The sequence below is a fragment of the Providencia sp. UF-183 genome (genome assembly GCF_058246155.1).
Genome location: NZ_JBSICD010000026.1, coordinates 1 through 19,643 on the forward strand (window position 1 = coordinate 1; position 19,643 = coordinate 19,643).

Here is a 19,643-nt window from a genome sequence, read left to right on the forward strand (position 1 = left end):
CGCCAGTGGAAATCACCAAGCGGCTGAACACCAATGTGGATGCGATTGTGGCATCGGCCTGTGTACAAATGCCGTCATTACCCTCGGTGCAATTGATTGAAAACCGCGTGGGCTTGCCAGTGTTGTCTTCTTCGGTAGCGACAACTTACATGATGTTGAAAAAACTGGGCTTAGAGACACGTGTTGACGGGTTTGGGTCGTTACTCTCAGGGAAGTACTAAACTAATATTTTATTCATGAGGTACTGAAAATGCTAGGTTCAACCGTTCATATTGATACCTTTACACGTGATAATTTACCACCGCAAACCTTGTGGCCAACGTTTTTATTGGAAGGAAATGAATACCCTGAATATATCAATGCTGCGGTTGAATTAACCGATAAAATGGTTGAACAAGGGTATGGCGATAAACTTGCATTGATTGGTGATAATTATCAATTCACCTATAAAAAACTCACTGAATTAACAAACCAAATCGCCCAAAGCCTGATTGAAGATTATGGTGTCATGCCGGGCAATCGCATTTTGATCCGTTCTGCCAATAGCCCGATGATGGTTGCATGTTGGCTTGCCGCGACCAAAGCGGGTGCAGTTGTTATCAATACCGACCCTATGCTGCGAAGCCTTGAACTCAGTAAAGTCGTGAATAAAGCAGAAGTTTATTTTTCCCTGTGTGAAAAGCGCTTATTGAATGAAATTGAAAATTGCCAAAAAGAGAGTCAATTTCTAAAAACCATTATTCCTTTTGATGGTAGCGCAGAAAATATCGGTGAATTAAACCAAGCGGCTGAAACAAAATCTGTGAATTTTCAGGCAGTACTTACAGGGCGTGATGACGTTGCTTTATTAGGTTTTACCTCGGGTTCTACGGGGGAACCTAAAGCCACAATGCATTTTCATCGCGATATCTTAGCGATAGCCGATCACTATGCAAAAAATACCCTTAAGATAAACAGCAAAGATATTATCTTGGGGGCATCGCCACTTGCTTTTACTTTCGGGTTAGGGGGCTTAGCCATTTTTCCATTACGTTTTGGTGCAACGTCAATATTAATGGGGCCACTTACACCAATTCAGTTCTTGGAATATATTGAAAAATATAAAGTCACCATTTGCTTTACTGTTCCAACGGCCTACAAAGTGATGATTGATGAAATTAAAGACCCAAATGTATTAGCCTCATTAAGGGTTGCCGTTTCCGCAGGGGAAACATTGCATGGTGTACTTTATGATGCATGGATTAATAAAACGCAGATCCCCATTTTGGACGGGATTGGCTGCACGGAAATGCTACATATTTTTATTTCCAACAGTATTGATAACCATCGTCGAGCCTCAACAGGGCGGGTATTAGATGGCTATCAAGTTAAAATTGTTGATAATAATATGGATGAAGTGCCATATGGTGAACCAGGCTGGTTAGCTGTAAAAGGGCCAACCGGTTGCCGTTATTTAGCCGATGAAAGACAGAAAAACTATGTTCGACAAGGGTGGAATATTACGGGGGATATTTTCAAACAAGATGAGGATGGTTTTTTCTATTTCTCAGATAGATCAGACGGCATTATTGTAAGCTCGGGGTACAATATTTCTGGAACTGAGTTAGAGTCCGTATTATTGACTCATCCGGCAGTAAAGGAATGTGTCGTTATTGGGGTTCCTGATGAAGCGAGAGGTAAAATTGCCAGTGCATTTATTGTATTAAATGACTGGATAATACCAGAAGATAGCTTAGTTAAAGAGCTACAAGATTATGTGAAGTCTAAAATTGCACCTTATAAATATCCAAGGGCAGTAAAATTTGTCGATGAGTTACCTAAAACTTCAACAGGTAAACTTCAACGCTTTAAATTACTCGAATAAATACCGAAGCCGAAATAATCCTAAATAGATTATTTCGGCTAAACCTTATTTCAAAATAGGATGTTGATGAACAATGTCATTTACTTTTGACTTGGTGCTGGATAATAAACTGCTTAAAATTTCTTTATCTTCCGATTTAATACCAGCCAACAATTCATTAATCCATGCTTGATGCTGAGTTTTCATTTCATAAAATAAGTCTAAGCCTGTTTGCGTTATTTTAATAATGCTAGCGCGGCGATCATCAGGGTCAGGGAGACGAACAATTAGCCCATCTTTCTCAAGACGCGTTGCAAGGCCTGTAATGTTCCCAGCGGTCACGATAATCAACTCAGAAAGTAGACCCATGCGGATACCTTCAGGATTGCGTTCTAATTGCGATAAAATATCAAACCGAGATAATGAGCTATTAAAGTTATTGCGCATGCGTAGCTGTAATTCGGATTCGATAATTTTTACTGTGGATAATAAATATAACCATAGCCTGATATTTTTTTTGTTTTCATCCATCGTTTTTTACTCTCGATAATACGCAGGTTAATTGCAGTGCTTGTTTATTATTTAGTCATCTCGCTATTATGCCAATAAATAACGCCATTGGGAATCTAATATTAAATTAATGACATCACTTATACCATTAATAAATAAAATAAAATAAAGAGTAAAGATTAAGACATATTTTATGAAGCGAAAAAGAGCTTGTTAGCAGAATGAAAATATCAAACTGCTAACTCAATAGGAAAGATTAAAAGTAAGCAAGAAATGGCAATAAAATCAACCCAGTAAAATAAATCCCAAGACCAAATGCACCGTGTGATAGCAAACTCATTAAACGGGCTTTGTTCGGATTAGGGGTTTTGCTCGCGGCGATACCTGCTCCCATACAGGGTTGCATAAAGAAATAGGGAGCCACAACCGTGATAATGCCCCAAATTAAAGCAGGCAAAAATGTCGGTGCAAGAAACCAACTTTCGCCACACATAACGATAAAAATAAAAGCAAAAACAACGCCAATAGCATAGTGCACAACCCAGCCCAATGCATTTTCTGCGGGGATTTTTTTACTTTGAGCAACGGAAGGACGGTGTATAAATTGACCATGAGCCATGTGGCCAACCCAGCGACCAACCATTGAAAAATTTAATGTTTGCTGACCGAAAAACCTAAGAAGTAGTGCCCATAGATCCATGACAATGGTTGAGCCCACGCCAAGTATTATGATTAAAGATAATGTAGATAACGTCATTTTTCCCCTTTAGTGTTAAGTTACACGTCTAATAGGGTGATAGAGATACGTTAATATAGCGAAAACAAAGTAAAGCAAGGGTGCAAAGGTGCTTTCAATTTATTAATAAGAAGATAGGCCAATTGTGCGAAAATTCGTATAACTTAGTCATAATAGGCTTTCTACTAAGTGTCACTACCTTTAGTTGGTGATATTATAACCAGCTAAAGTCAAAAGGATATGAATATGAACTGTGATAAAGAAAAAGGTATTTGCCAAATCGGAGATCTGCCCGCGGATCAACCTCAAGTTTCACCGCTTGAAAGCACATCTGCAACAGTGTCTTTTTACTATATTGGTGACCCCATGTGTTCTTGGTGCTGGGGCGGTTCTGAAACGTTTTCCGAACTCGAAAGGTTATGTAAGAAACTTAATTTTAATTTTAATATTATTACAGGCGGGCTAAGGGCAGGAGGCGGCGACGAATGGAATGCGAGCTTCCGTCAATTTTTAAGGAATGAGTGGGATCATGTCGCACAGCGAACAGGGCAGCCATTCACCCATAAATTACTTGAGCGAGCACATTTTGAATATGACACTGAACCGGCCTGTAGAGCTGTTAATGCCGCACGTTATTTTTTAAAGCATGAAGAACTTTATCGCTTTTTCAAAGCTATCCAATATAAGTTTTATGTACTCGGTGGAGATCCAAAAGAAATTTTGTTCTATCAGGATTTATGCGAAAAATATTCAATCGACTTTAGCGAATTTGAAAGAGTCTTTAATGACCCGCAGACAAAATCAGAGACAACTAAACAATTTACACTTTGTCGCCAATGGGGCATCAGGTCATTTCCAACAGTGTGTTTTGAATTTAATGGCCAGTTACATCCCTTCATGAGTGGTTATCTTCCAGCGGAATATGTCGAAAAATTGATTCGAGAGAACGTTATGCCGTTAATTAGCGGTAAAACGAATTAACAACAAGTAAATCATCCCAATATTGATTGTTTATTTATCCTTATTTTTTAAATAGGGGTTTTTTATTAAAATATAAAAATAAAATTTAAGAATAAACTTATATAATTAATTTTTAATTAAAATAAATAAGTAAATACACATAGACCTGTTTATTTGTAGCATATTTAAAAATTTGAATATATTTTATTTTCTACATATACTTTGGTTTTACTCTTATTTAGAGTTTTCATTGTTTATGATATTCCATATTAGGAAAAGAAATGAAAAAAACGACTCTTTTACTCAGTATACTAAGTGGTTCAGCTCTATTAATTACGGGTTGCAGTTCTAACAATGATGCATGGGGCAAGTTTGCTAACATACTTGATGGCGCTATGCCATTTGTTAAAGAATCGGAAGATTGGGAAGCATATAGCATCAAGGCAACACAGCAGGGGGTTGTTTATGCTAAATCAACCACGGCTGACCAGCAATTTGTTAGCAAAAAAATGGATAAAGAATACCCTGACGCGATTAATCGTGTCGCGAGTCCATTTGCCTTTAGCTCAAAATCTAAACAAGAATTAGCAGAGTCTAACCAAGGTTATCAATTTAAATATAATGAAGTGGTAGCCGTAAAAGATAAAAAATCATCTAATATTATCGGTTATTGCGTGAATTATGACTCCGATAGAATTATTAATGGAAAAGTTGCTGAAGTAAAAGATGAAGATAAAATAAGAAAAGATTTTATTTATGTCGCGAAAGACAAACCTGTATCCATTGCGACTGTTAGCGAAGAATTCACCAAGACCATGTGTGGCAACGACTTCTATAAAAAATATAAAAGTTAGCCCTAATTAAAATTAATCGAAAAGATAGGACTAAATTGATTAATCCTATCTTTTACTTCATTAGAATTGGTAAACCAAACCTAAACCTAATACGTTGTCAGTATTAATGCCATAATCACGTGTGAAACCATTTTCATTAAGTAGGTTGATTTTATAATCGATCACCGCTGTCATATTGTTATTAAAGTCATACGCTGCACCAACCGCAATGTATTTCACTAAATCTTTATTACCATTTGTGCCTAAGTTTTTACCTTTAGATTGGTTGTACCCAATGGATGGGGTAAGTCCAAAATCAAAAGAATATAGTGCAACAACTTCTAAGTTTTCTGTTTTATTGGCAACCGATTCATCATCAGAACCAAATCTTGTGGTATTTAAAGCTTGGCCGTACATTGCAGCTAAATAAAATTCATCAAGCTCCAATTTACTGCCAATATTCCAAGCTTCAGCACGTTTACCGGTTGCGCCAGTCGCTATATTGTTTTGGCTCGATGTACGTTTTGAATTTGAATAACCCCCACCAAACGTGACGCCGTAACCTAATTCATAGGCCGCTGAGAATCCATAACCATCACCATTATTATCCAAAACATCATTGCTGGAAGATAAGTTTTGGTCGCCATTTTTGCCTTGATATTGAAGTGCAAAGTTTAACCCTTCAATATAACCAAACCCATTGTTATTACGATAAGTCAGTAGGTTACGGTTACGGCTGGTCATGAACGTATCTTCTTGATCCATCGTATCCGCGCCCCATAAAGGCAGAACATCAGTCCATGCGTTAGTATCATAAATAACACCATAGTTACGACCATAATCAAGGGAACCAAAGTCCCCTAACTTCAGGCCTGCATAGGCTAAGCGGTTTTGGTTATTGTTAGCACTTTCAGACTCATTCGTCGCAGTTTCCCACTCAAAACGGCCAAAACCAATAAGCTGGTCTGTAATTTGTGTATCACCTTTTAAGCCTAAACGGACTCTTGAGTCATCGCCATCTTCACCACTTTTAGACTTGGCAATATGATGACGGACATCAATTTGCCCGTAAACATCCATTTTGTTGCCTTGGTGGTTATAAACTTCAGCACTATAGGCTGTTGTTGACACAACTAATGCCGTGCTAAATACGGCTAATTTATTTAAGTACATTGGAGATAATCCCATAAAATATGTTAATAGAAATACATCATCAATACGCAAATAAGTTACGCAGGGGTATTATCAACCGTAAAAAACACTTTAAGCAAACCTTAATTCGTAAAAAAAAATGACATTCAGATATCAATAGAGCATGAAATGCTACTTTAACCTTAATAATGAGTGTGTTATCAAGATGATAAAATAGGCCTATTTAGAGAATTAAAAGCTGTGTGTGCTTGGATATTGTGTTGGAAAGTACAAACTTTAACGGTATGCCTTTAAACATACCGTTTTGAATAGGACTAAACAGTCGGAATAGTTCCACCATCAATCACAAACTCTGTTCCTGTGATTGATGCAGCACGTGATGATGAAACAAAGGCGATTAAATTTGCTACCTCTAAAGGGGTCGCCGGCCTGCCCAGAGGGATCCCACCGAGTGAGTCCATAATTATTTTTTTGCCGCCTGCATAATCTGTTTTTGCATTATCCGCGATACGTTCAATAAATGCGATTGAAGCCTCTGTTTCAATCCACCCCGGTGCAACTTGAACGACTCGAATCCCTTTAGGCGATACTTCTTTTGACAAACTTTTACTGTATACCGTTAATGCGGCTTTTGCAGCGGCATACGCTGTAGTTGATTCAGGGAGTGGAATTGCACGTTGAATCGATGTGACATGCACAATAACACCTTCACCTTGTTTAATCATCGCAGGGAGCAATTGCCTATCTAGTCGAATAGCAGGGAATAGATTTAAGTTTAATTCCTTAACCCACTCTTTATCATGTAGCACTTGGAACCCGCCTGCTGGCGCATTAGAACCACCTAACATATGAACAATAATATCAATTCCGCCAAATAATTTATTGACTTCGTTAGCGACGATGTCACAACCTTCAGCAGTTGAAAGATCAGCTACTACAAATAAAATATCTTTCGGTAAATTATCAGGTTGGTTTCGAGCTGTGGTTAAAACTTTTGCCCCAAGCTCATGAAATAACTTAACGCATGCAGCTCCCGCACCTTTAGTACCCGACGTGATCAAGACGCGTTTATTTTTAAATGAAATAAAATTTTCCATTAATAAATCCTTAGCTTAGTGATGTAGCTTTCATTAACAGTAAATTCGAATGTTAATATAATGGGGGGAGGTGCAAGGGTACTCGTGACTTTAACGCGAGTTTTATTGATATTGTTCTCTGTGCTTATGATGGCAACAAATTCTAACTGGTGTTGATATTGCGCTTTTGTTGTTGTCCACCAAGATTGGATCTCTTCAATCCCGTGGTATTGCTGTCCTTCATCTTCAACATAGGATGTTTCAGTAAAAATATTAGCTAATGCCGCCACATCATTTGTTTTGTCTGTATTAAAATATGTTTGAATTTGCAAAGGTAGTTTCAATTTATCGTCCTGCTTTAATGCTTAGTTGGGTGAGATAAGTAAATGGTATAGATTGACGATTGATGTAACAATCCACATAATGTGGGATGCTTTAATGAAAAAATCGGGATTATGAATAAAGCCAATCTAAACGACCTTCGAGCTGTCATCGCAATTGCAAAACACAAATCCTTCCGTGCTGCTGCAATAGAACTGAATATGTCATCAACGGCATTAAGTCATGCTATCAATAAATTAGAGGAATCAATGGGAGTACGTTTATTTAATCGAACGACCCGCAGTGTTTCTTTGACTGAAGCTGGGCTATTGTTTGTTTCTCAGGTTGGACCCGCACTAAATGATATTCAGGATGCACTAGACGTTGTGTGTTCACAAAGAGAAAGGCCCGCAGGTATCATTCGTATAAATTCGGCTTCATTTGCGGCAACTGAAATCTTTTCCCCTTTAGTGATTCAATTCCTTAAACGTTATCCTGAAATGCAGATTGATTTCGTCACTGACGATAAACTCATTGACATTGCAGCAAAGGGATTTGATTTCGGTATTCGAGCGCATCATCTGATCCCTTCAGATATGATAGCCGTTCCATTGACTCAACAACTTCAAAGCGTCGTTGTCGCAACACCTCAGTACATTGAGCAAAATGGTAAGCCGCGGCTTCCCGTTGACCTTTTGAAGCACAAATGTGTCTGTGTTAGGCTACCTGATGGTTCTATTTTTAAATGGAAATTTGCAAAAAATAATGACGTTACACAAATTGATGTGGTGGGGCAGATTACGGTAGATGAGGTTAATACTGCTAAAATAGCGGTATTAGAAAATATGGGCTTTGCATATTTTATGCAGAAACATGTTGTCGCTGAAATAGAAAATGGGCAACTCATTCCTGTTTTACAAGATTGGTTACCCGCTGGAGAAGGTCTATCCCTCTATTATACTAACCGAAAAAACCCGTCAGCGGGTATAAACGCATTTTTAGCAATGGCTCGGGAAATATACAATAATAGTTAGGAAAACTTCAGCCAATCAATTGATTGAAGTTGTTATTTTCCAAAATTTTGCTCGCTCTCTAAATACCACTCAGAGCTTTGTGTTTTAATGTCAAATACTTGACCTTGATATGGCGTGAGTGGATTCAGGCCCTTATCCCGCATAATCGGTATGCTCTCACTCACTGATTCATTCCATGGATGAAATGCCATAGCATAAGCTCCCCAGTGGACTGGCACAATGCGCTGCGCATTAATATCAAATGCAGCTTGAGCTGTTAAATTGGGGAACATGTGATCATCCGGCCAACGCTTGTCATATTGGCCATTTTCGATAAACGCAATGCTTATATTAGGAAATTTTTTAGCAATCTCTGAGAAATGCGGGCCATAAGCAGTATCTCCGCTGTAATAAATGGTCTCGTTGGGATCTTGAATAATATATCCCCCCCAAAAACTTTTATTGCTGTCTGTCAAACTGCGTCCAGAGTTATGAAGGGCGGGCACTAAGGTGTAGTGGTTTTCATCGACAGTAGCGGTTTGCCACCAATCTAACTCTATGATATTCCTTTCGTTAATATCAAGAGGTTTGAGATATTCACCTAAACCAAGGGGAACAATAAAGCGTGCATTTTGCTGCCCAAGCTTACGCAATGTATCCTCTTCAAAGTGGTCATAATGATTATGTGAGATTAAAACGATATCTGTTTGCGGCCATTCTTCAACCACGGCAGCAGGGCTTGAAAGCGACGCATATTAATAACGAGTGGTGATACTGAAGCGCCAATAACGGGGTCAACAGCAATAGTTTGTTGATTAACTCGCATTAATAATGCCGAATGACCGAACCATATAAAACGATTTGTGCCATCATCCTTGAGAAATAATGGCCATTCTGGTTTGTGCATTGGAAACTTTATTTTAGGTTTATATTGGCTTTCTCCACCAAGCATTTTAAATAAGCCAGTAGCACCATCACTGATGGTGACACTACGTAATTGTTGAGGATTAACAAATCCTTTTTTGTCCTGATTATAATTAGGGCTTGCAATGTATTGAGGGAAGGTGCGAGAAAAAACTGTGCACCCAATAGCAAGCACAATTAATAAACCAACAATAAATATGAACATAGTTTTATTCTTCAATATCATATGATTAAACTGTATTTCTAAAGCCAAAAAATAGACGTAGCAGTAGCTAGTAAGCGATATTTACGCCTATTTTATTGACCCATAGCATGATTAATTAATAGTTAAATTCAAATAAGAATTTTTTAAATTTATGAGAATTTACGTTAGATATTAGACGGCGCTAATAACGCTTGCGTTGTTTCCCATAATCGCTGAGCATTATTTGCATCCAATGCCCAGCCAGCTACTACGGAAAATTCAGTCATCCTATCACCGCTAGTGTGAGTGATTAGCTCAGCTTCATTACAATCAGCAAAATAACGCCCACCAATATTCTCTAAGGTTGGCAAGGTTGCAACGAGAACTGAGGTTGCGGCCCCTTGCTGTGGGGTTTTCCAAAGATGTTCAGGAACGGGTAACTCACCTGAGTAGCGTTGCAAATTAGATTTAATCGCGCCAGGCATCACCGCATTAGTCAATATATTGTCTTTTGCCCAGCGACGGGTCGCTTCTACAGCAAATAAAATTAAGGCTGTCTTAGATTGACCATAAGCACTCCAAGGATCATAGGGGCGGATATGGTAATGAATATCATCAAATATAACAGGGCTGAAGTGATGTGCGGAAGAACTCACTACAACAACTCGTGCGCCGTTTGCTTTTTTTAGCGCAAGATATAATCCATTAGTTAACAAGAAATGACCAATATAATTAATGGCAAACTGAGCTTCCCAACCTTCTTCAGTCCGTGTTTCTGGCATTGCCATTACGCCTGCATTATTAATCAGAATGTGTAAAGGGTCTGACCATGTTGATGTGAAATCACGAATAGAATCTTTATTTGCTAAATCAAGATAGGCAACATGAATATTTTCATTACCCGTTGATTTTACAATTTCTAATGCAGCTTGTTTTCCTGCATCAATATTTCTAACCGCCAAGGTAACTGATGCACCATTATTTGCCAAAGTTCGAGCTGTTTCAAAGCCAATACCCGAAGCTGCCCCTGTGACAATCGCATTTTTACCCGTTAAATCGATACCATGAATAACTTCGTCTGCGCAGCTATTGAAACCAAACTGTGTTTTAATTCTCATGAGTGAGTTCCTTATTTAAAGGCAAAAAAAGGTCGAGCAAAAGAGATGGCAATATATTTATTGCCAGCCAAATTGCGATTAATTAAAAAATATTAAATATAAGTTCTATGCTGAAATTGCTTTCCACATAATTTCATAGCCGAGTTCTAGTAATGCATCTTTACGATCAGGTTGTTTCTCAATCTGTTCGCTTGTGGCATCTGAGATATTTTGAAAAAGGTTATAAATAAAATCTTTTTCATTTGAAATGAGTAAGTTATCTTGAATCGCCTGAGTAAACATTTGATCAACTAAAACGAGGGTTTCAGGTGTTTTTGATAAGGTATCTGAGGTGAGTAACTCGGAGACTGAAAGTAACCTAAGGACTCGCTTTCCATTCGGATTTTTTAGAGACCATTGGGTATATCCTAACCAAACATGCTTAATTTGAGCATGAATATCTGATTCTCTTGGATAATCAGCAACTAACAAATCTGCCATATCATTTTTTAAAATGAGATAAACCTCATTAAAGAGTTGTTCCTTAGTCGGGAAGTAAGTGAAAAGGGTGCCAACAGCGACTTTAGCTTTTTTTGCAATACTGGCCGTGGTTGCTGATAAACCATTTTCAGCAAGTATGTCTATCGTAGCATCGATCAATGCCAGCTGTTTTTGTGTACTCAGTGGGCGAGCCATAGAGCCTCCAAAGAAAATAGTTAATGACTGACTAATCACTCAATTATATTCTTAGCTGAGATTTGTGCAATAACTTTGTGTATTAATTTTGCGAAAGGGGGCTTGTGTAGTTTATTAAGAATAGAGGAAGTCGTTTTAACCGCATATGGTATTTCATTGTTAAACGCTTTATTTAAAGAGATTTTTTATAAATCTCTTTGTCGGGATTATGTAAAGTGTTCAGCAGCTAATCTTAGCTGTTGTATCATCAAGATAGATTTCTACTCGTTCTTTTCCTTTGCCAATATTCACTCTCTTTAACCGAATGGTACCAATCTCCGCGGTAGATTTGACGTGTGTACCGCCACAAGGGACTTTTGAAAACCCTTCAATTTTCCAGTATCTACGTTCATTAGGTTCATCATCAAACCCTGTCTGAATTTGATGATCTTCAAGTATAATTTCATTGGCCTTTAATGCTAAATCAGGAAGGATATTTGTGATACTTTCTGGCCAGAAAAAATCAATTCGAGACTTGTCTTGGCTAATATGCGCACCAATTTTTGTGATGTCTCCGTATGTTTTATAAAACAGTTCAAGCACAAGCTCTGCCGCAAAATGAAGACGCATAAGACGTTGACGTCGTTCTCCATTAATCAGCACTTCTACCGATTGCCCAACTTCTAGCTGATGGCCTTCTGGTAGTGTATAGGTAATACTTAATGCTGTTTTTTTAGCCGCAATCACAGGGTAACCACCTATAGAGCCTTCATCACTTTCTTGTCCGCCAGAAAAAGCGAAGAAAATTGTTGAATTTAATTCAATGTCATTGCCAACGACATTTTTAACTTGTGTGGTATGTGATGTTGCATAGGGATCTAGCCAAAAAGTTTTAGTTGTCATCGTATTACTCTTGCTTCTTTGAGGAAAGGGCATTGAACATGATTCAGACCCATGAATACAAATAGGTCACGAAAAACTAAGCTAATTCAATGTAATGAATCTCAAGAAAATTGTCTAGAATTTGAACTCAGTATCGCACTAACAACACTACCATTATTTTTGACTGCCTTTCCCCAGAGGCGTTTAGCGACTCTCTTGCAACGAGAGGTAAGACATTATCATCTTCATCATTTCTTTTTTTATAACCGGTGACGTCAGTTCATTCCGACGAGAGGCTGAATGGACAATGCCTTCCAAGGCATCTGCAAGAATACGTGCTGCGACTAAGTAGTCAGTTTTAGTATCATTTGACGGCGCTGCCGCTCGGATGATGACTTCATAGCGACGATGATACTCACGCTCAAAAGTTTCATAAAACTCCCTTGGAGCAAGCGGAACTTCATGGATCAGAACGCGATGCAGATTTTGGTTAGTCGAATGAAGTGCAATAAGTCCATCAATTAACTGACCAATATGTTGTTCGAGAGAAACCGTTTCTTCTTGTTCTTTGATATCAGGAAGCACGCGTAGAATTTCATCGAGATGCCGTTTTCGAATAGCTTCAGCAATCGCCAAGTTATTTGGAAAATATTGGTACAGTGATCCAATACTGACGCCTGCGGTACGTGCTACCTCATTAGTTGTAAAATTAGCCCAGCCTTTATGAGCTAAAACGCGAGCACCGGCTTCAACGATAATTTCCACCGTGACCTGCGAACGCAGTTGTTTAGGGGATTTGCGCATCACGCGATGGCCTGTAGGAATGCGAGTAGCCATATACGACCTCTATTATTAATATAAGCAAATGCTCACATTTTGGATTTTACCAGAAAGAGCAAACTTATTCTTATGGAGTGTCCGTCATGTTTACAAGTTCAACCAATAATCGCGAAGTTAAACTCATACGTCATGTACAAGGGGAAATTCACCCCGACGATTTTACCATTATGGAAACACCCATTCCTGCGCCCAAACCTCATGAAGTCATCATCCGCAATCGTTGGTTCCGTGTATCTATATCAACAAGGTTGATGGCACAGGAAGATGCAAAGGCTGCAGAAGGAATTCCATTCCCACCACTTAACCCTGGAGATACTTTGGCGGATGGTGCAATCGGAGAGGTTGTCCAAGCTGGAGCAGCAAGCTGTCTACCTGTTGGTAGCCTTGTCATGCATCCGTTTGGTTGGCGGAAATATGCAGTGGCTCACGAGCAAGACTGCAAGCTCATCAACTGCCGTGAACCTGATCCTGCAGCTTATCTCGGTCATGGCTGGACAGCCTATGCAGCATTGACCCGAGGTGTTCAGGTGAAAAAAGGCGATACTGTATTCGTTTCCAGTGGAGCAGGAGCCATAGGTTCGATGGCAGGGCAGATAGCAAGGATCCTTGGTGCGACACGAGTAGTTGGTAGTACGAGTAGTTTCAACAAGGCCAGATGGATGCAAGAAGAATTGAGTTACGATGCCGTCGTCACCCGCGACGGCGGCCCAATGATCGAGCAACTGGCGAAAGCGGCACCTGAAGGTATTGATGTCATCGTAGATATGGTGGGTGGTGAACAGCTATCAGCTGCCATCCAGCAGGCTAATAATGGTGCCCGTGGCGTTCTGCTTGGGGCGCTAACCGCTGAGTTGAACGCAGAAAAGGCGTCTTTGCAAGCACCCGTTACTTTGGATAGTTTTCAACTCATTTTCAAAGACATGACATTACGTGGTTTTAGTGCGGATCATTCACCCGATGCATTTGAATTTTGGTTGCAGGATCTGAAGACATGGAAGCGTGAAGGGCGCATTCATCTCCCATCCGTCACCTTCAAGGGAATAGAAAATTCGATTTTTGCCTTGCAGGAAGCCTGTGCTGGTCGCCTTAAAGGTGTGGTCCTCGTTGAGCTATAAGACTGAAGCCATCCATTTTTTTTCACATTGGAGTTAATATGATTAACACATATCATCGCGTAGGAAACGGCCCGCATCCCATCCTCGTACTTCACGGCTGGTTCGGTGATGCGCACTCGTTCGAACAAATTGAACCTTGGTTGAATGGAGATGCATTCAGTTATGTGTTCATGGATTATCGCGGATACGGGGGGATGAAAGAAATACGCGGAGCCTACACCATCGATGAGATTGCCTCCGATGCATTAAAACTTGCTGATGCTCTCGGCTTTTACAATTTTAGCTTGATTGGCCACTCCATGGGAGGGATGGTGATCGAGCGGATTGCAATACTCGCACCTAATCGAGTGCGTGCACTCGTAGCTGTTGCTCCCGTTCCTTGTGGTGGTGTTTCGTACGATATTCCAACGCGCCGCTTACTTGAAGATGCCGCAGAACGACTGGACAATCGAAAAACCATTATAGACCGTAGTACTGGTAGTCGATTACCTGCATCTTGGGTCGAATGGAAAGCGGCGTATTCGATATCACATTCCTCTTTGGAAGCATTTTCTGCATATTTTCATTCGTGGGCTGATACTGATTTCAGCGATGAGATTATTGGTTTACATCCGGTAAAAGTACTCGTGGGTGAGTACGACCCAACATTCAATGCAGAATTAATGACGAGAACCTATCTTCGACGTTATCCCCATGCAACTGTTGATATTATCGAAAATGCTGGCCACTATCCGATGAACGAGACTCCACTTTCGCTTGTTAGGATTTTTGAAAGTTTTCTTAAAGATCAGTAGGTTAATGAAATCCAATCTTTCTTGCTATTTTAGGTTTAAAACAAGATGAAAATAAATGCCCTAATATAGATTTAAAAATAATAGGTTAGGGCATTTGATGGGAAAGGGGTTTACTTTTGAGGTGAATATGGGCAAATTTAGCTTTTAGTCCAAACATCCAAATGGATGTGCATTTGATTTTTTTCTCATCGCAGATGCACTATTTGGCACATTCTTAGATACGGCATTATGTGGTTGGGTTATTGAGCTCAATACCATTTTATCTTTTAACGACGTGAATTATGCCATGGGTCATCAGAATCTGAGTCAGTATTATCAATCGAATTATTTTCTATCATATCCAGGTAGAGTAATTCAACTTCAGCTCTTGCCCAAGGCGTTCGACGAAGAAACTTTAAGCTCGATTTAATACTTGGATCTTTATTAAAGCAATTTATCTTTATCGTGCGCCCAAGTTGGCTCCAACCATATCTATCAACCAATGCAATAACTTGCATTTCTAGTGTAATGCCATGTAGAGGGTCTTTCGATTTAGATTCATTCATACGGTATATCCGAAGCAGAGGCTAGGTTATCATTGTTGGCGCATATAAATAAGCTGAACACGAAACTAAGTCAATAGGGAGCTCACAATACCTGAGCCACTGTAGCCGATTATTAATGCAATATCTTATTTAACATAATATGCATTATGCGAATCTAAGTGTGAAATGAAGAAATCCAGCGTTCTGGCTGGTTAATCGTGTTGGTTCTTTTTCGGCTCTAGACTTAGTTTTATCTAATAAATATTTCATTTTGTAATGACTCCTATGGGACCTTCGATTGCTCTGATATCTGTTAACTCCCACTCGATGAAATTTTCTACCTACTCGGTTTAGCTATAGGTGTTGCTTTCATCTTCTATTTAACTAAATAAAAATAATCAACTAACCATTAGATGGTCAAAACTGAATGACAAACCACATTTATGCCTTATCAATTAAGCTGATACTATTATTTAATAGCAAATTTTAATCGCAAATAAAGTATTTAGAATGCTAATAGACAGATTACTTAACTGATTTTTTTGATATTTTACCTATTTACTTCAAATTTGCCTTATGTTTAATTTAGCTCTTGAATTGTAATACATAAGTCAGTCTAATATTGCTATAGAGATGATAGAAAATCTATAAAAGCCTATCGTTTCAACTAGACTACCCCCGTAGTACCCCCGTAGTACAGCACGGGGGTTTTCGAATCCTAGCTTAACCAGAGGTTACAATGTCAAATTATGATAACGATATGAATGCAATGCTTTCTTATTTCGCAGGTAAAGCTGCAATAATATTAGGGGTATTAACGTTTGCCATGTTTTTGCTCACATCTAAAATTAATGCTATTGAATGGAAATACACAGTATATTTAGGTGCTGCAACTGCTTTCTGCGCACTAGTAAGATGGAAATTATAAGTTAAATGAGTACGTTATGATTAAATATGTTTTAAAAAAAGAAACACTACTTCTTGCGATAATAACAAGTGCTTCTTATTGCGCTGCATATTTTTTTGAATTAGGGTATGCAAACCATTTTAATTATTCAAAAGACCTCATTTCTATAAGTATAATGAACTTATTGCAAATGGGGTTTGGTCTGTTTATGTTTATATTCATAATAACAGGAATAATGGACATACTTGTGAGCTTGATAAATCCATTGGGCGTTATAGGTAAAATAGCAAAAAATTTATTTTCATATTTCTTCTTAATTATCATTATGTTAATTGTTTTATTTTTGAATGGTGATGTGAGTTTTAAATATTTGGCTATTTCTGTAGGTATATTTGCATTGCTAGTTATCATCGTATCTTTCCCATTCAAAGAAAAATCAAAAAATATTTTGGAGAGTATAAATAACAATATTGAAAAAGAGCTAATAGATAGAAGAACAGGTATTAAAGAAACAAGAAAATCGACCGATATATTAGCAATTCTTTTTATTTTAATTATATTTTCATTAATAATTACCTCATTGGGTAAATATGGCGCAAGAACTAAAACAGTATTTTACACTATTGAAAAAAATAGTGTAGCTTATGTAATAGTCAATAAATATAATGACTATTTCATAGCCAAAAAAATCAATAAAAACAACGAATTTGGGGAGGATACATATATATTTAACATTTCTGAACTAAATAATATTGCAATGAAAGAAATCAAACTAGTAACAGTTGACTAATTCGCATAATGCACGCTATGCTAAAGACGAACCTAGTGCATTTCGGTAACCCAACCCCATTCTACCGGAATGGCTCAGAACCCTTTTTTAACATAGCGACATATCTATTATGCGAATCTAAGTGTGAAATGAAGAAATCCAGCGTTCTGGCTGGTTAATCGTGTTGGTTCTTTTTCGGCTTTAAACTTAGTTTTATCTAATAAATCTTTCATTACCTTCGATATGCGCATTTATCTTCCCCTAAAGTTATTGACTGGCACTTGACGCCAAACAAAAATATGACGGTGCATTACCTCTATAATTATCAGCTTATTTACTCATATAGATGTGGTCACATGGCTAACAAACTAAATCTTAACTGGCCTGAATTTTTAGAAAAATACTGGCAGAAAAAACCCGTTGTATTGAAAAATGCATTTCCTGATTTTGCTGACCCTATTACGCCAGATGAACTGGCCGGCTTGGCAATGGAGCCGGAAGTTGACAGTCGCTTAGTTAGCTTCATTGATAACAAATGGGAAGCGAGCCATGGCCCGTTTGAGGATTACAGCGAATTAGGCGAAAAAGGATGGTCATTGCTGGTACAGGCCGTCAACCATTGGCATGTTCCTGCCGCTGAACTGGTGAAACCATTCCGTGTGCTGCCTGAGTGGCGTCTTGATGACTTGATGATCTCCTATTCGGTACCCGGTGGTGGCGTCGGGCCTCATATTGATAACTATGATGTTTTCATCATCCAAGGAATGGGACGTCGGCGCTGGCGTGTGGGTGATGCCCTTCCGATGCGTCAGTTCTGCTCACATCCAGCACTATTGCATGTCGATCCGTTTGAACCGATTATTGACGTGGAAATGACTCCCGGAGATATTTTGTATATTCCGCCCGGATTTCCTCATGATGGTTTCACCTTCGAAGATACCATGAATTATTCTGTTGGCTTTCGCGGGCCAACTGGACGTGACCTGCTGAGTAGTTTTGCTGACTACGCACTTGAACAGGATTTGGGGGGAATAAATTATGGCGACCCCGACCTGACCGTGCGCGAAAATGCAGGAACTATGGAAACTTATGAGGTTGAACGTCTACGCGCCATGATGATTGAAATGATCAATAAACCCGGTGATTTTGAGCAGTGGCTAGGTCGTTTTGCAACCACCCCACGCCATGAACTGGATATTGCTCCTCCAGAACCACCGTATCAGCCTGAAGAAGTATTGGGCGCGCTGAATGCAGGTGAAAAGCTAATACGACTGAACGGATTACGCGTTATGCGCACCGGAGATTATTTCTTCGTTAATACAGAAAGCTGGATTACTACAGAAGTGAAAGGCGCAGATACATTATGCCAGTTTACAGAAGTTGGAAAGAGTGAACTCGGTGAAGCACTGAAAAATCCTGATTTTGTCGCAGAATTAACCGAATTTATCAATCAGGGATTTTGGTATTTCGAAGAATAAGTCACATCTGCCTGATAAGATAAAACACCTACTGACGGGTGTTTTATCCCTCTTTGAATAACACCAAAGAACTTCGATTAAATGGTGTGATACTTCCCTGCTCCGTTTTTTAGTCATTACCCCAGCTATTCAAAAACTCAGCTATATCATCAATATATTTTTTGTTGATACCTGCTTCTTTTGCCATTTCTTTTTGCATCTCTTCACTAATTTCTTCGTTATCGGCCAAACGGGTAAGCAATAACTGAAAATAGTGAGCCAGAGGGTCGAATTCCTCTTCAGTGACTGGAACTGCGGATTCCAGTGAATATTCTTCCACCATGTCATAATATTTAAATGGTATATAATGAGCCATTAAAAACCTCTGAAGTTAATCTGTACGTCCATATCTTATTGTTAGCCATATCTTACATGAGGAGTGGCACAAACTAAACACGATGCCGCAGATATGCTGATATTAGCCTCATACAGGCAATTCAGTTGTTTAGGCCATTTTATTTATAAAGCGTTAGATAATGAAATGATCGTCACACTGAACCTTCTTTTTCGATAACTAAAATTCGAGCGGCACCAATCGGGTGTGCAACATGCTCACAACCTACATTGGCATAAAAAATATCACCTGTATTTAGGATCGCTTTTTTAACTTCGTTATTCTCTTTGTAGTGCATTTCTACTGAACCATCCATGACAGCGAAAACTTCTTGCCCATCATTGATGTGCCATTTATAAGGTTTATCAGTCCAATGTAAACGGACAGTTGTACCATCAAAATTAGCAATATCTTGAGCTTCCCACGCTTTTGAAGCTGTAAAACTAGCGCTGTTAAATATTTTCATTTTAACCTTTGAACTATTAATGATAGATTAATATAGCTTTACTTCTTTTTATTTTACAAGGAAATTTCATGAGAAAAGTGGGAGATTTTTGTCTGGTGCAAGCTTTTTAAAAGCCCGCACGTTTTATCGACGAGCGAGCTTTAGTTATTTTTGGAAATCTAGAGTGTCGTC

General features: G+C 38.8%; 24 protein-coding genes. 10 read left to right on the forward strand and 14 right to left on the reverse strand.

What is annotated here, in order from left to right:
- Both AC4IFT_RS19215 and AC4IFT_RS19220 read left to right on the forward strand, forming a co-directional pair.
- Positions 1-221 (forward strand): aspartate racemase/maleate isomerase family protein (locus AC4IFT_RS19215; RefSeq protein WP_490752305.1); only part of this gene is annotated, 221 nt, incomplete at its 5' end.
- Positions 222-250: 29 nt separating this feature from the next.
- Positions 251-1,864 carry an AMP-binding protein gene (locus tag AC4IFT_RS19220; protein WP_490752307.1) on the forward strand — a complete coding sequence of 538 codons (1,614 nt, stop codon included), beginning with the start codon at positions 251-253 and terminating at the stop codon, positions 1,862-1,864.
- A gap of 45 nt (positions 1,865-1,909) precedes the next feature.
- Here the strand turns inward: AC4IFT_RS19220 and AC4IFT_RS19225 are convergent, their stop codons facing one another.
- Positions 1,910-2,374: a MarR family winged helix-turn-helix transcriptional regulator gene (locus AC4IFT_RS19225; protein WP_219247909.1), complete on the reverse strand. Its 465-nt coding sequence runs from the start codon at positions 2,372-2,374 to the stop codon at positions 1,910-1,912.
- A gap of 235 nt (positions 2,375-2,609) precedes the next feature.
- The gene (locus AC4IFT_RS19230) at positions 2,610-3,110 is read right to left on the reverse strand and encodes a DUF2938 domain-containing protein (RefSeq protein ID WP_490752308.1); all 501 of its coding nucleotides are present in this window, start codon (positions 3,108-3,110) and stop codon (positions 2,610-2,612) included.
- A 225-nt stretch (positions 3,111-3,335) separates the two neighbouring features.
- Between AC4IFT_RS19230 and AC4IFT_RS19235 the strand changes: the two genes are divergently transcribed.
- Both AC4IFT_RS19235 and AC4IFT_RS19240 read left to right on the forward strand, forming a co-directional pair.
- The gene (locus tag AC4IFT_RS19235; RefSeq protein WP_490752310.1) at positions 3,336-4,070 is read left to right on the forward strand and encodes a DsbA family protein; all 735 of its coding nucleotides are present in this window, start codon (positions 3,336-3,338) and stop codon (positions 4,068-4,070) included.
- Between the two features lie 260 nt (positions 4,071-4,330).
- Positions 4,331-4,903: a hypothetical protein gene (locus AC4IFT_RS19240; RefSeq protein ID WP_490737267.1), complete on the forward strand. Its 573-nt coding sequence runs from the start codon at positions 4,331-4,333 to the stop codon at positions 4,901-4,903.
- A gap of 60 nt (positions 4,904-4,963) precedes the next feature.
- Here AC4IFT_RS19240 and AC4IFT_RS19245 read toward each other — a convergent pair whose 3' ends face one another.
- The 3 genes from AC4IFT_RS19245 to AC4IFT_RS19255 form a co-directional block, all read right to left on the reverse strand.
- Positions 4,964-6,055, reverse strand: a complete 1,092-nt coding sequence (locus tag AC4IFT_RS19245; RefSeq protein ID WP_490737269.1) for a porin — start codon at positions 6,053-6,055, stop codon at positions 4,964-4,966.
- 293 nt (positions 6,056-6,348) lie between these two features.
- Complete coding sequence (locus AC4IFT_RS19250) at positions 6,349-7,131, reverse strand: SDR family oxidoreductase (protein ID WP_490752312.1); 783 nt, start codon at positions 7,129-7,131, stop codon at positions 6,349-6,351.
- Positions 7,131-7,454 (reverse strand): hypothetical protein, encoded by a 324-nt coding sequence (locus tag AC4IFT_RS19255; protein ID WP_490752314.1) that lies wholly within the window; start codon positions 7,452-7,454, stop codon positions 7,131-7,133. Before AC4IFT_RS19255 ends, AC4IFT_RS19250 begins: the two co-directional genes overlap by 1 nt.
- Before the next feature lie 111 nt (positions 7,455-7,565).
- Here AC4IFT_RS19255 and AC4IFT_RS19260 point away from each other — a divergent pair, with 111 nt between their 5' ends.
- A complete protein-coding gene (locus AC4IFT_RS19260; RefSeq protein ID WP_490737275.1) occupies positions 7,566-8,465 on the forward strand; it encodes a LysR family transcriptional regulator in 900 nt (299 codons plus the stop codon).
- A gap of 32 nt (positions 8,466-8,497) precedes the next feature.
- Here AC4IFT_RS19260 and AC4IFT_RS19265 read toward each other — a convergent pair whose 3' ends face one another.
- The 6 genes from AC4IFT_RS19265 to AC4IFT_RS19290 form a co-directional block, all read right to left on the reverse strand.
- On the reverse strand, positions 8,498-9,172 hold the full coding sequence (locus AC4IFT_RS19265) for an MBL fold metallo-hydrolase (protein WP_490752316.1): 675 nt from the start codon (positions 9,170-9,172) through the stop codon (positions 8,498-8,500).
- Complete coding sequence (locus AC4IFT_RS19270; RefSeq protein WP_490752317.1) at positions 9,136-9,573, reverse strand: hypothetical protein; 438 nt, start codon at positions 9,571-9,573, stop codon at positions 9,136-9,138. Before AC4IFT_RS19270 ends, AC4IFT_RS19265 begins: the two co-directional genes overlap by 37 nt.
- 164 nt (positions 9,574-9,737) lie before the next feature.
- Complete coding sequence (locus AC4IFT_RS19275) at positions 9,738-10,670, reverse strand: SDR family NAD(P)-dependent oxidoreductase (RefSeq protein WP_490737279.1); 933 nt, start codon at positions 10,668-10,670, stop codon at positions 9,738-9,740.
- 105 nt (positions 10,671-10,775) lie between these two features.
- Positions 10,776-11,345, reverse strand: a complete 570-nt coding sequence (locus AC4IFT_RS19280) for a TetR/AcrR family transcriptional regulator (protein ID WP_490737281.1) — start codon at positions 11,343-11,345, stop codon at positions 10,776-10,778.
- Positions 11,346-11,564: 219 nt separating this feature from the next.
- Positions 11,565-12,227: an alanyl-tRNA editing protein gene (locus tag AC4IFT_RS19285; protein WP_490752319.1), complete on the reverse strand. Its 663-nt coding sequence runs from the start codon at positions 12,225-12,227 to the stop codon at positions 11,565-11,567.
- A gap of 183 nt (positions 12,228-12,410) precedes the next feature.
- Complete coding sequence (locus AC4IFT_RS19290) at positions 12,411-13,043, reverse strand: TetR/AcrR family transcriptional regulator (protein ID WP_490752321.1); 633 nt, start codon at positions 13,041-13,043, stop codon at positions 12,411-12,413.
- A gap of 86 nt (positions 13,044-13,129) precedes the next feature.
- Between AC4IFT_RS19290 and AC4IFT_RS19295 the strand changes: the two genes are divergently transcribed.
- A complete protein-coding gene (locus tag AC4IFT_RS19295; RefSeq protein WP_490752323.1) occupies positions 13,130-14,161 on the forward strand; it encodes an MDR family NADP-dependent oxidoreductase in 1,032 nt (343 codons plus the stop codon).
- Positions 14,162-14,199: 38 nt separating this feature from the next.
- On the forward strand, positions 14,200-14,955 hold the full coding sequence (locus AC4IFT_RS19300) for an alpha/beta fold hydrolase (RefSeq protein ID WP_490752325.1): 756 nt from the start codon (positions 14,200-14,202) through the stop codon (positions 14,953-14,955).
- 266 nt (positions 14,956-15,221) lie between these two features.
- On the opposite strand, the gene AC4IFT_RS19305 is transcribed toward AC4IFT_RS19300, so the two are convergent.
- Entirely contained in the window at positions 15,222-15,500 is a 279-nt protein-coding gene (locus tag AC4IFT_RS19305; RefSeq protein ID WP_490752327.1) for a VF530 family protein, read from the reverse strand.
- A gap of 718 nt (positions 15,501-16,218) precedes the next feature.
- Between AC4IFT_RS19305 and AC4IFT_RS19310 the strand changes: the two genes are divergently transcribed.
- The 3 genes from AC4IFT_RS19310 to AC4IFT_RS19320 all read left to right on the forward strand — a co-directional run bounded on the left by AC4IFT_RS19310 (position 16,219) and on the right by AC4IFT_RS19320 (position 18,633).
- Positions 16,219-16,407 carry a hypothetical protein gene (locus tag AC4IFT_RS19310; protein WP_490752329.1) on the forward strand — a complete coding sequence of 63 codons (189 nt, stop codon included), beginning with the start codon at positions 16,219-16,221 and terminating at the stop codon, positions 16,405-16,407.
- A 16-nt stretch (positions 16,408-16,423) separates the two neighbouring features.
- Complete coding sequence (locus tag AC4IFT_RS19315; protein WP_490752331.1) at positions 16,424-17,176, forward strand: hypothetical protein; 753 nt, start codon at positions 16,424-16,426, stop codon at positions 17,174-17,176.
- Positions 17,177-17,511: 335 nt separating this feature from the next.
- Positions 17,512-18,633: a ribosomal protein uL16 3-hydroxylase gene (locus tag AC4IFT_RS19320; RefSeq protein ID WP_490752333.1), complete on the forward strand. Its 1,122-nt coding sequence runs from the start codon at positions 17,512-17,514 to the stop codon at positions 18,631-18,633.
- Between the two features lie 109 nt (positions 18,634-18,742).
- Here AC4IFT_RS19320 and AC4IFT_RS19325 read toward each other — a convergent pair whose 3' ends face one another.
- Both AC4IFT_RS19325 and AC4IFT_RS19330 read right to left on the reverse strand, forming a co-directional pair.
- Positions 18,743-18,988, reverse strand: coding sequence for a DUF2543 family protein (locus tag AC4IFT_RS19325; protein ID WP_490736740.1), 246 nt, complete (start codon positions 18,986-18,988; stop codon positions 18,743-18,745).
- Between the two features lie 172 nt (positions 18,989-19,160).
- Positions 19,161-19,472 (reverse strand): cupin domain-containing protein, encoded by a 312-nt coding sequence (locus AC4IFT_RS19330; RefSeq protein WP_490752334.1) that lies wholly within the window; start codon positions 19,470-19,472, stop codon positions 19,161-19,163.
- Positions 19,473-19,643: the final 171 nt, after the last annotated feature.

Excerpts from the sequence above, each read along its gene's own strand:
- AC4IFT_RS19300 (WP_490752325.1), top strand. The coding sequence starts at position 14,200 with ATGATTAACACATATCATCGCGTAGGAAACGGCCCGCATCCCATCCTC.
- AC4IFT_RS19230 (WP_490752308.1), bottom strand. The coding sequence starts at position 3,110 with ATGACGTTATCTACATTATCTTTAATCATAATACTTGGCGTGGGCTCA.
- AC4IFT_RS19240 (WP_490737267.1), top strand. The coding sequence starts at position 4,331 with ATGAAAAAAACGACTCTTTTACTCAGTATACTAAGTGGTTCAGCTCTA.
- AC4IFT_RS19235 (WP_490752310.1), top strand. The coding sequence starts at position 3,336 with ATGAACTGTGATAAAGAAAAAGGTATTTGCCAAATCGGAGATCTGCCC.
- AC4IFT_RS19315 (WP_490752331.1), top strand. The coding sequence starts at position 16,424 with ATGATTAAATATGTTTTAAAAAAAGAAACACTACTTCTTGCGATAATA.
- AC4IFT_RS19290 (WP_490752321.1), bottom strand. The coding sequence starts at position 13,043 with ATGGCTACTCGCATTCCTACAGGCCATCGCGTGATGCGCAAATCCCCT.
- AC4IFT_RS19225 (WP_219247909.1), bottom strand. The coding sequence starts at position 2,374 with ATGGATGAAAACAAAAAAAATATCAGGCTATGGTTATATTTATTATCC.
- AC4IFT_RS19285 (WP_490752319.1), bottom strand. The coding sequence starts at position 12,227 with ATGACAACTAAAACTTTTTGGCTAGATCCCTATGCAACATCACATACC.
- AC4IFT_RS19220 (WP_490752307.1), top strand. The coding sequence starts at position 251 with ATGCTAGGTTCAACCGTTCATATTGATACCTTTACACGTGATAATTTA.
- AC4IFT_RS19280 (WP_490737281.1), bottom strand. The coding sequence starts at position 11,345 with ATGGCTCGCCCACTGAGTACACAAAAACAGCTGGCATTGATCGATGCT.
- AC4IFT_RS19245 (WP_490737269.1), bottom strand. The coding sequence starts at position 6,055 with ATGTACTTAAATAAATTAGCCGTATTTAGCACGGCATTAGTTGTGTCA.
- AC4IFT_RS19310 (WP_490752329.1), top strand. The coding sequence starts at position 16,219 with ATGTCAAATTATGATAACGATATGAATGCAATGCTTTCTTATTTCGCA.
- AC4IFT_RS19270 (WP_490752317.1), bottom strand. The coding sequence starts at position 9,573 with ATGTTCATATTTATTGTTGGTTTATTAATTGTGCTTGCTATTGGGTGC.
- AC4IFT_RS19250 (WP_490752312.1), bottom strand. The coding sequence starts at position 7,131 with ATGGAAAATTTTATTTCATTTAAAAATAAACGCGTCTTGATCACGTCG.
- AC4IFT_RS19320 (WP_490752333.1), top strand. The coding sequence starts at position 17,512 with ATGGCTAACAAACTAAATCTTAACTGGCCTGAATTTTTAGAAAAATAC.
- AC4IFT_RS19275 (WP_490737279.1), bottom strand. The coding sequence starts at position 10,670 with ATGAGAATTAAAACACAGTTTGGTTTCAATAGCTGCGCAGACGAAGTT.
- AC4IFT_RS19295 (WP_490752323.1), top strand. The coding sequence starts at position 13,130 with ATGTTTACAAGTTCAACCAATAATCGCGAAGTTAAACTCATACGTCAT.
- AC4IFT_RS19325 (WP_490736740.1), bottom strand. The coding sequence starts at position 18,988 with ATGGCTCATTATATACCATTTAAATATTATGACATGGTGGAAGAATAT.
- AC4IFT_RS19305 (WP_490752327.1), bottom strand. The coding sequence starts at position 15,500 with ATGAATGAATCTAAATCGAAAGACCCTCTACATGGCATTACACTAGAA.
- AC4IFT_RS19260 (WP_490737275.1), top strand. The coding sequence starts at position 7,566 with ATGAATAAAGCCAATCTAAACGACCTTCGAGCTGTCATCGCAATTGCA.
- AC4IFT_RS19330 (WP_490752334.1), bottom strand. The coding sequence starts at position 19,472 with ATGAAAATATTTAACAGCGCTAGTTTTACAGCTTCAAAAGCGTGGGAA.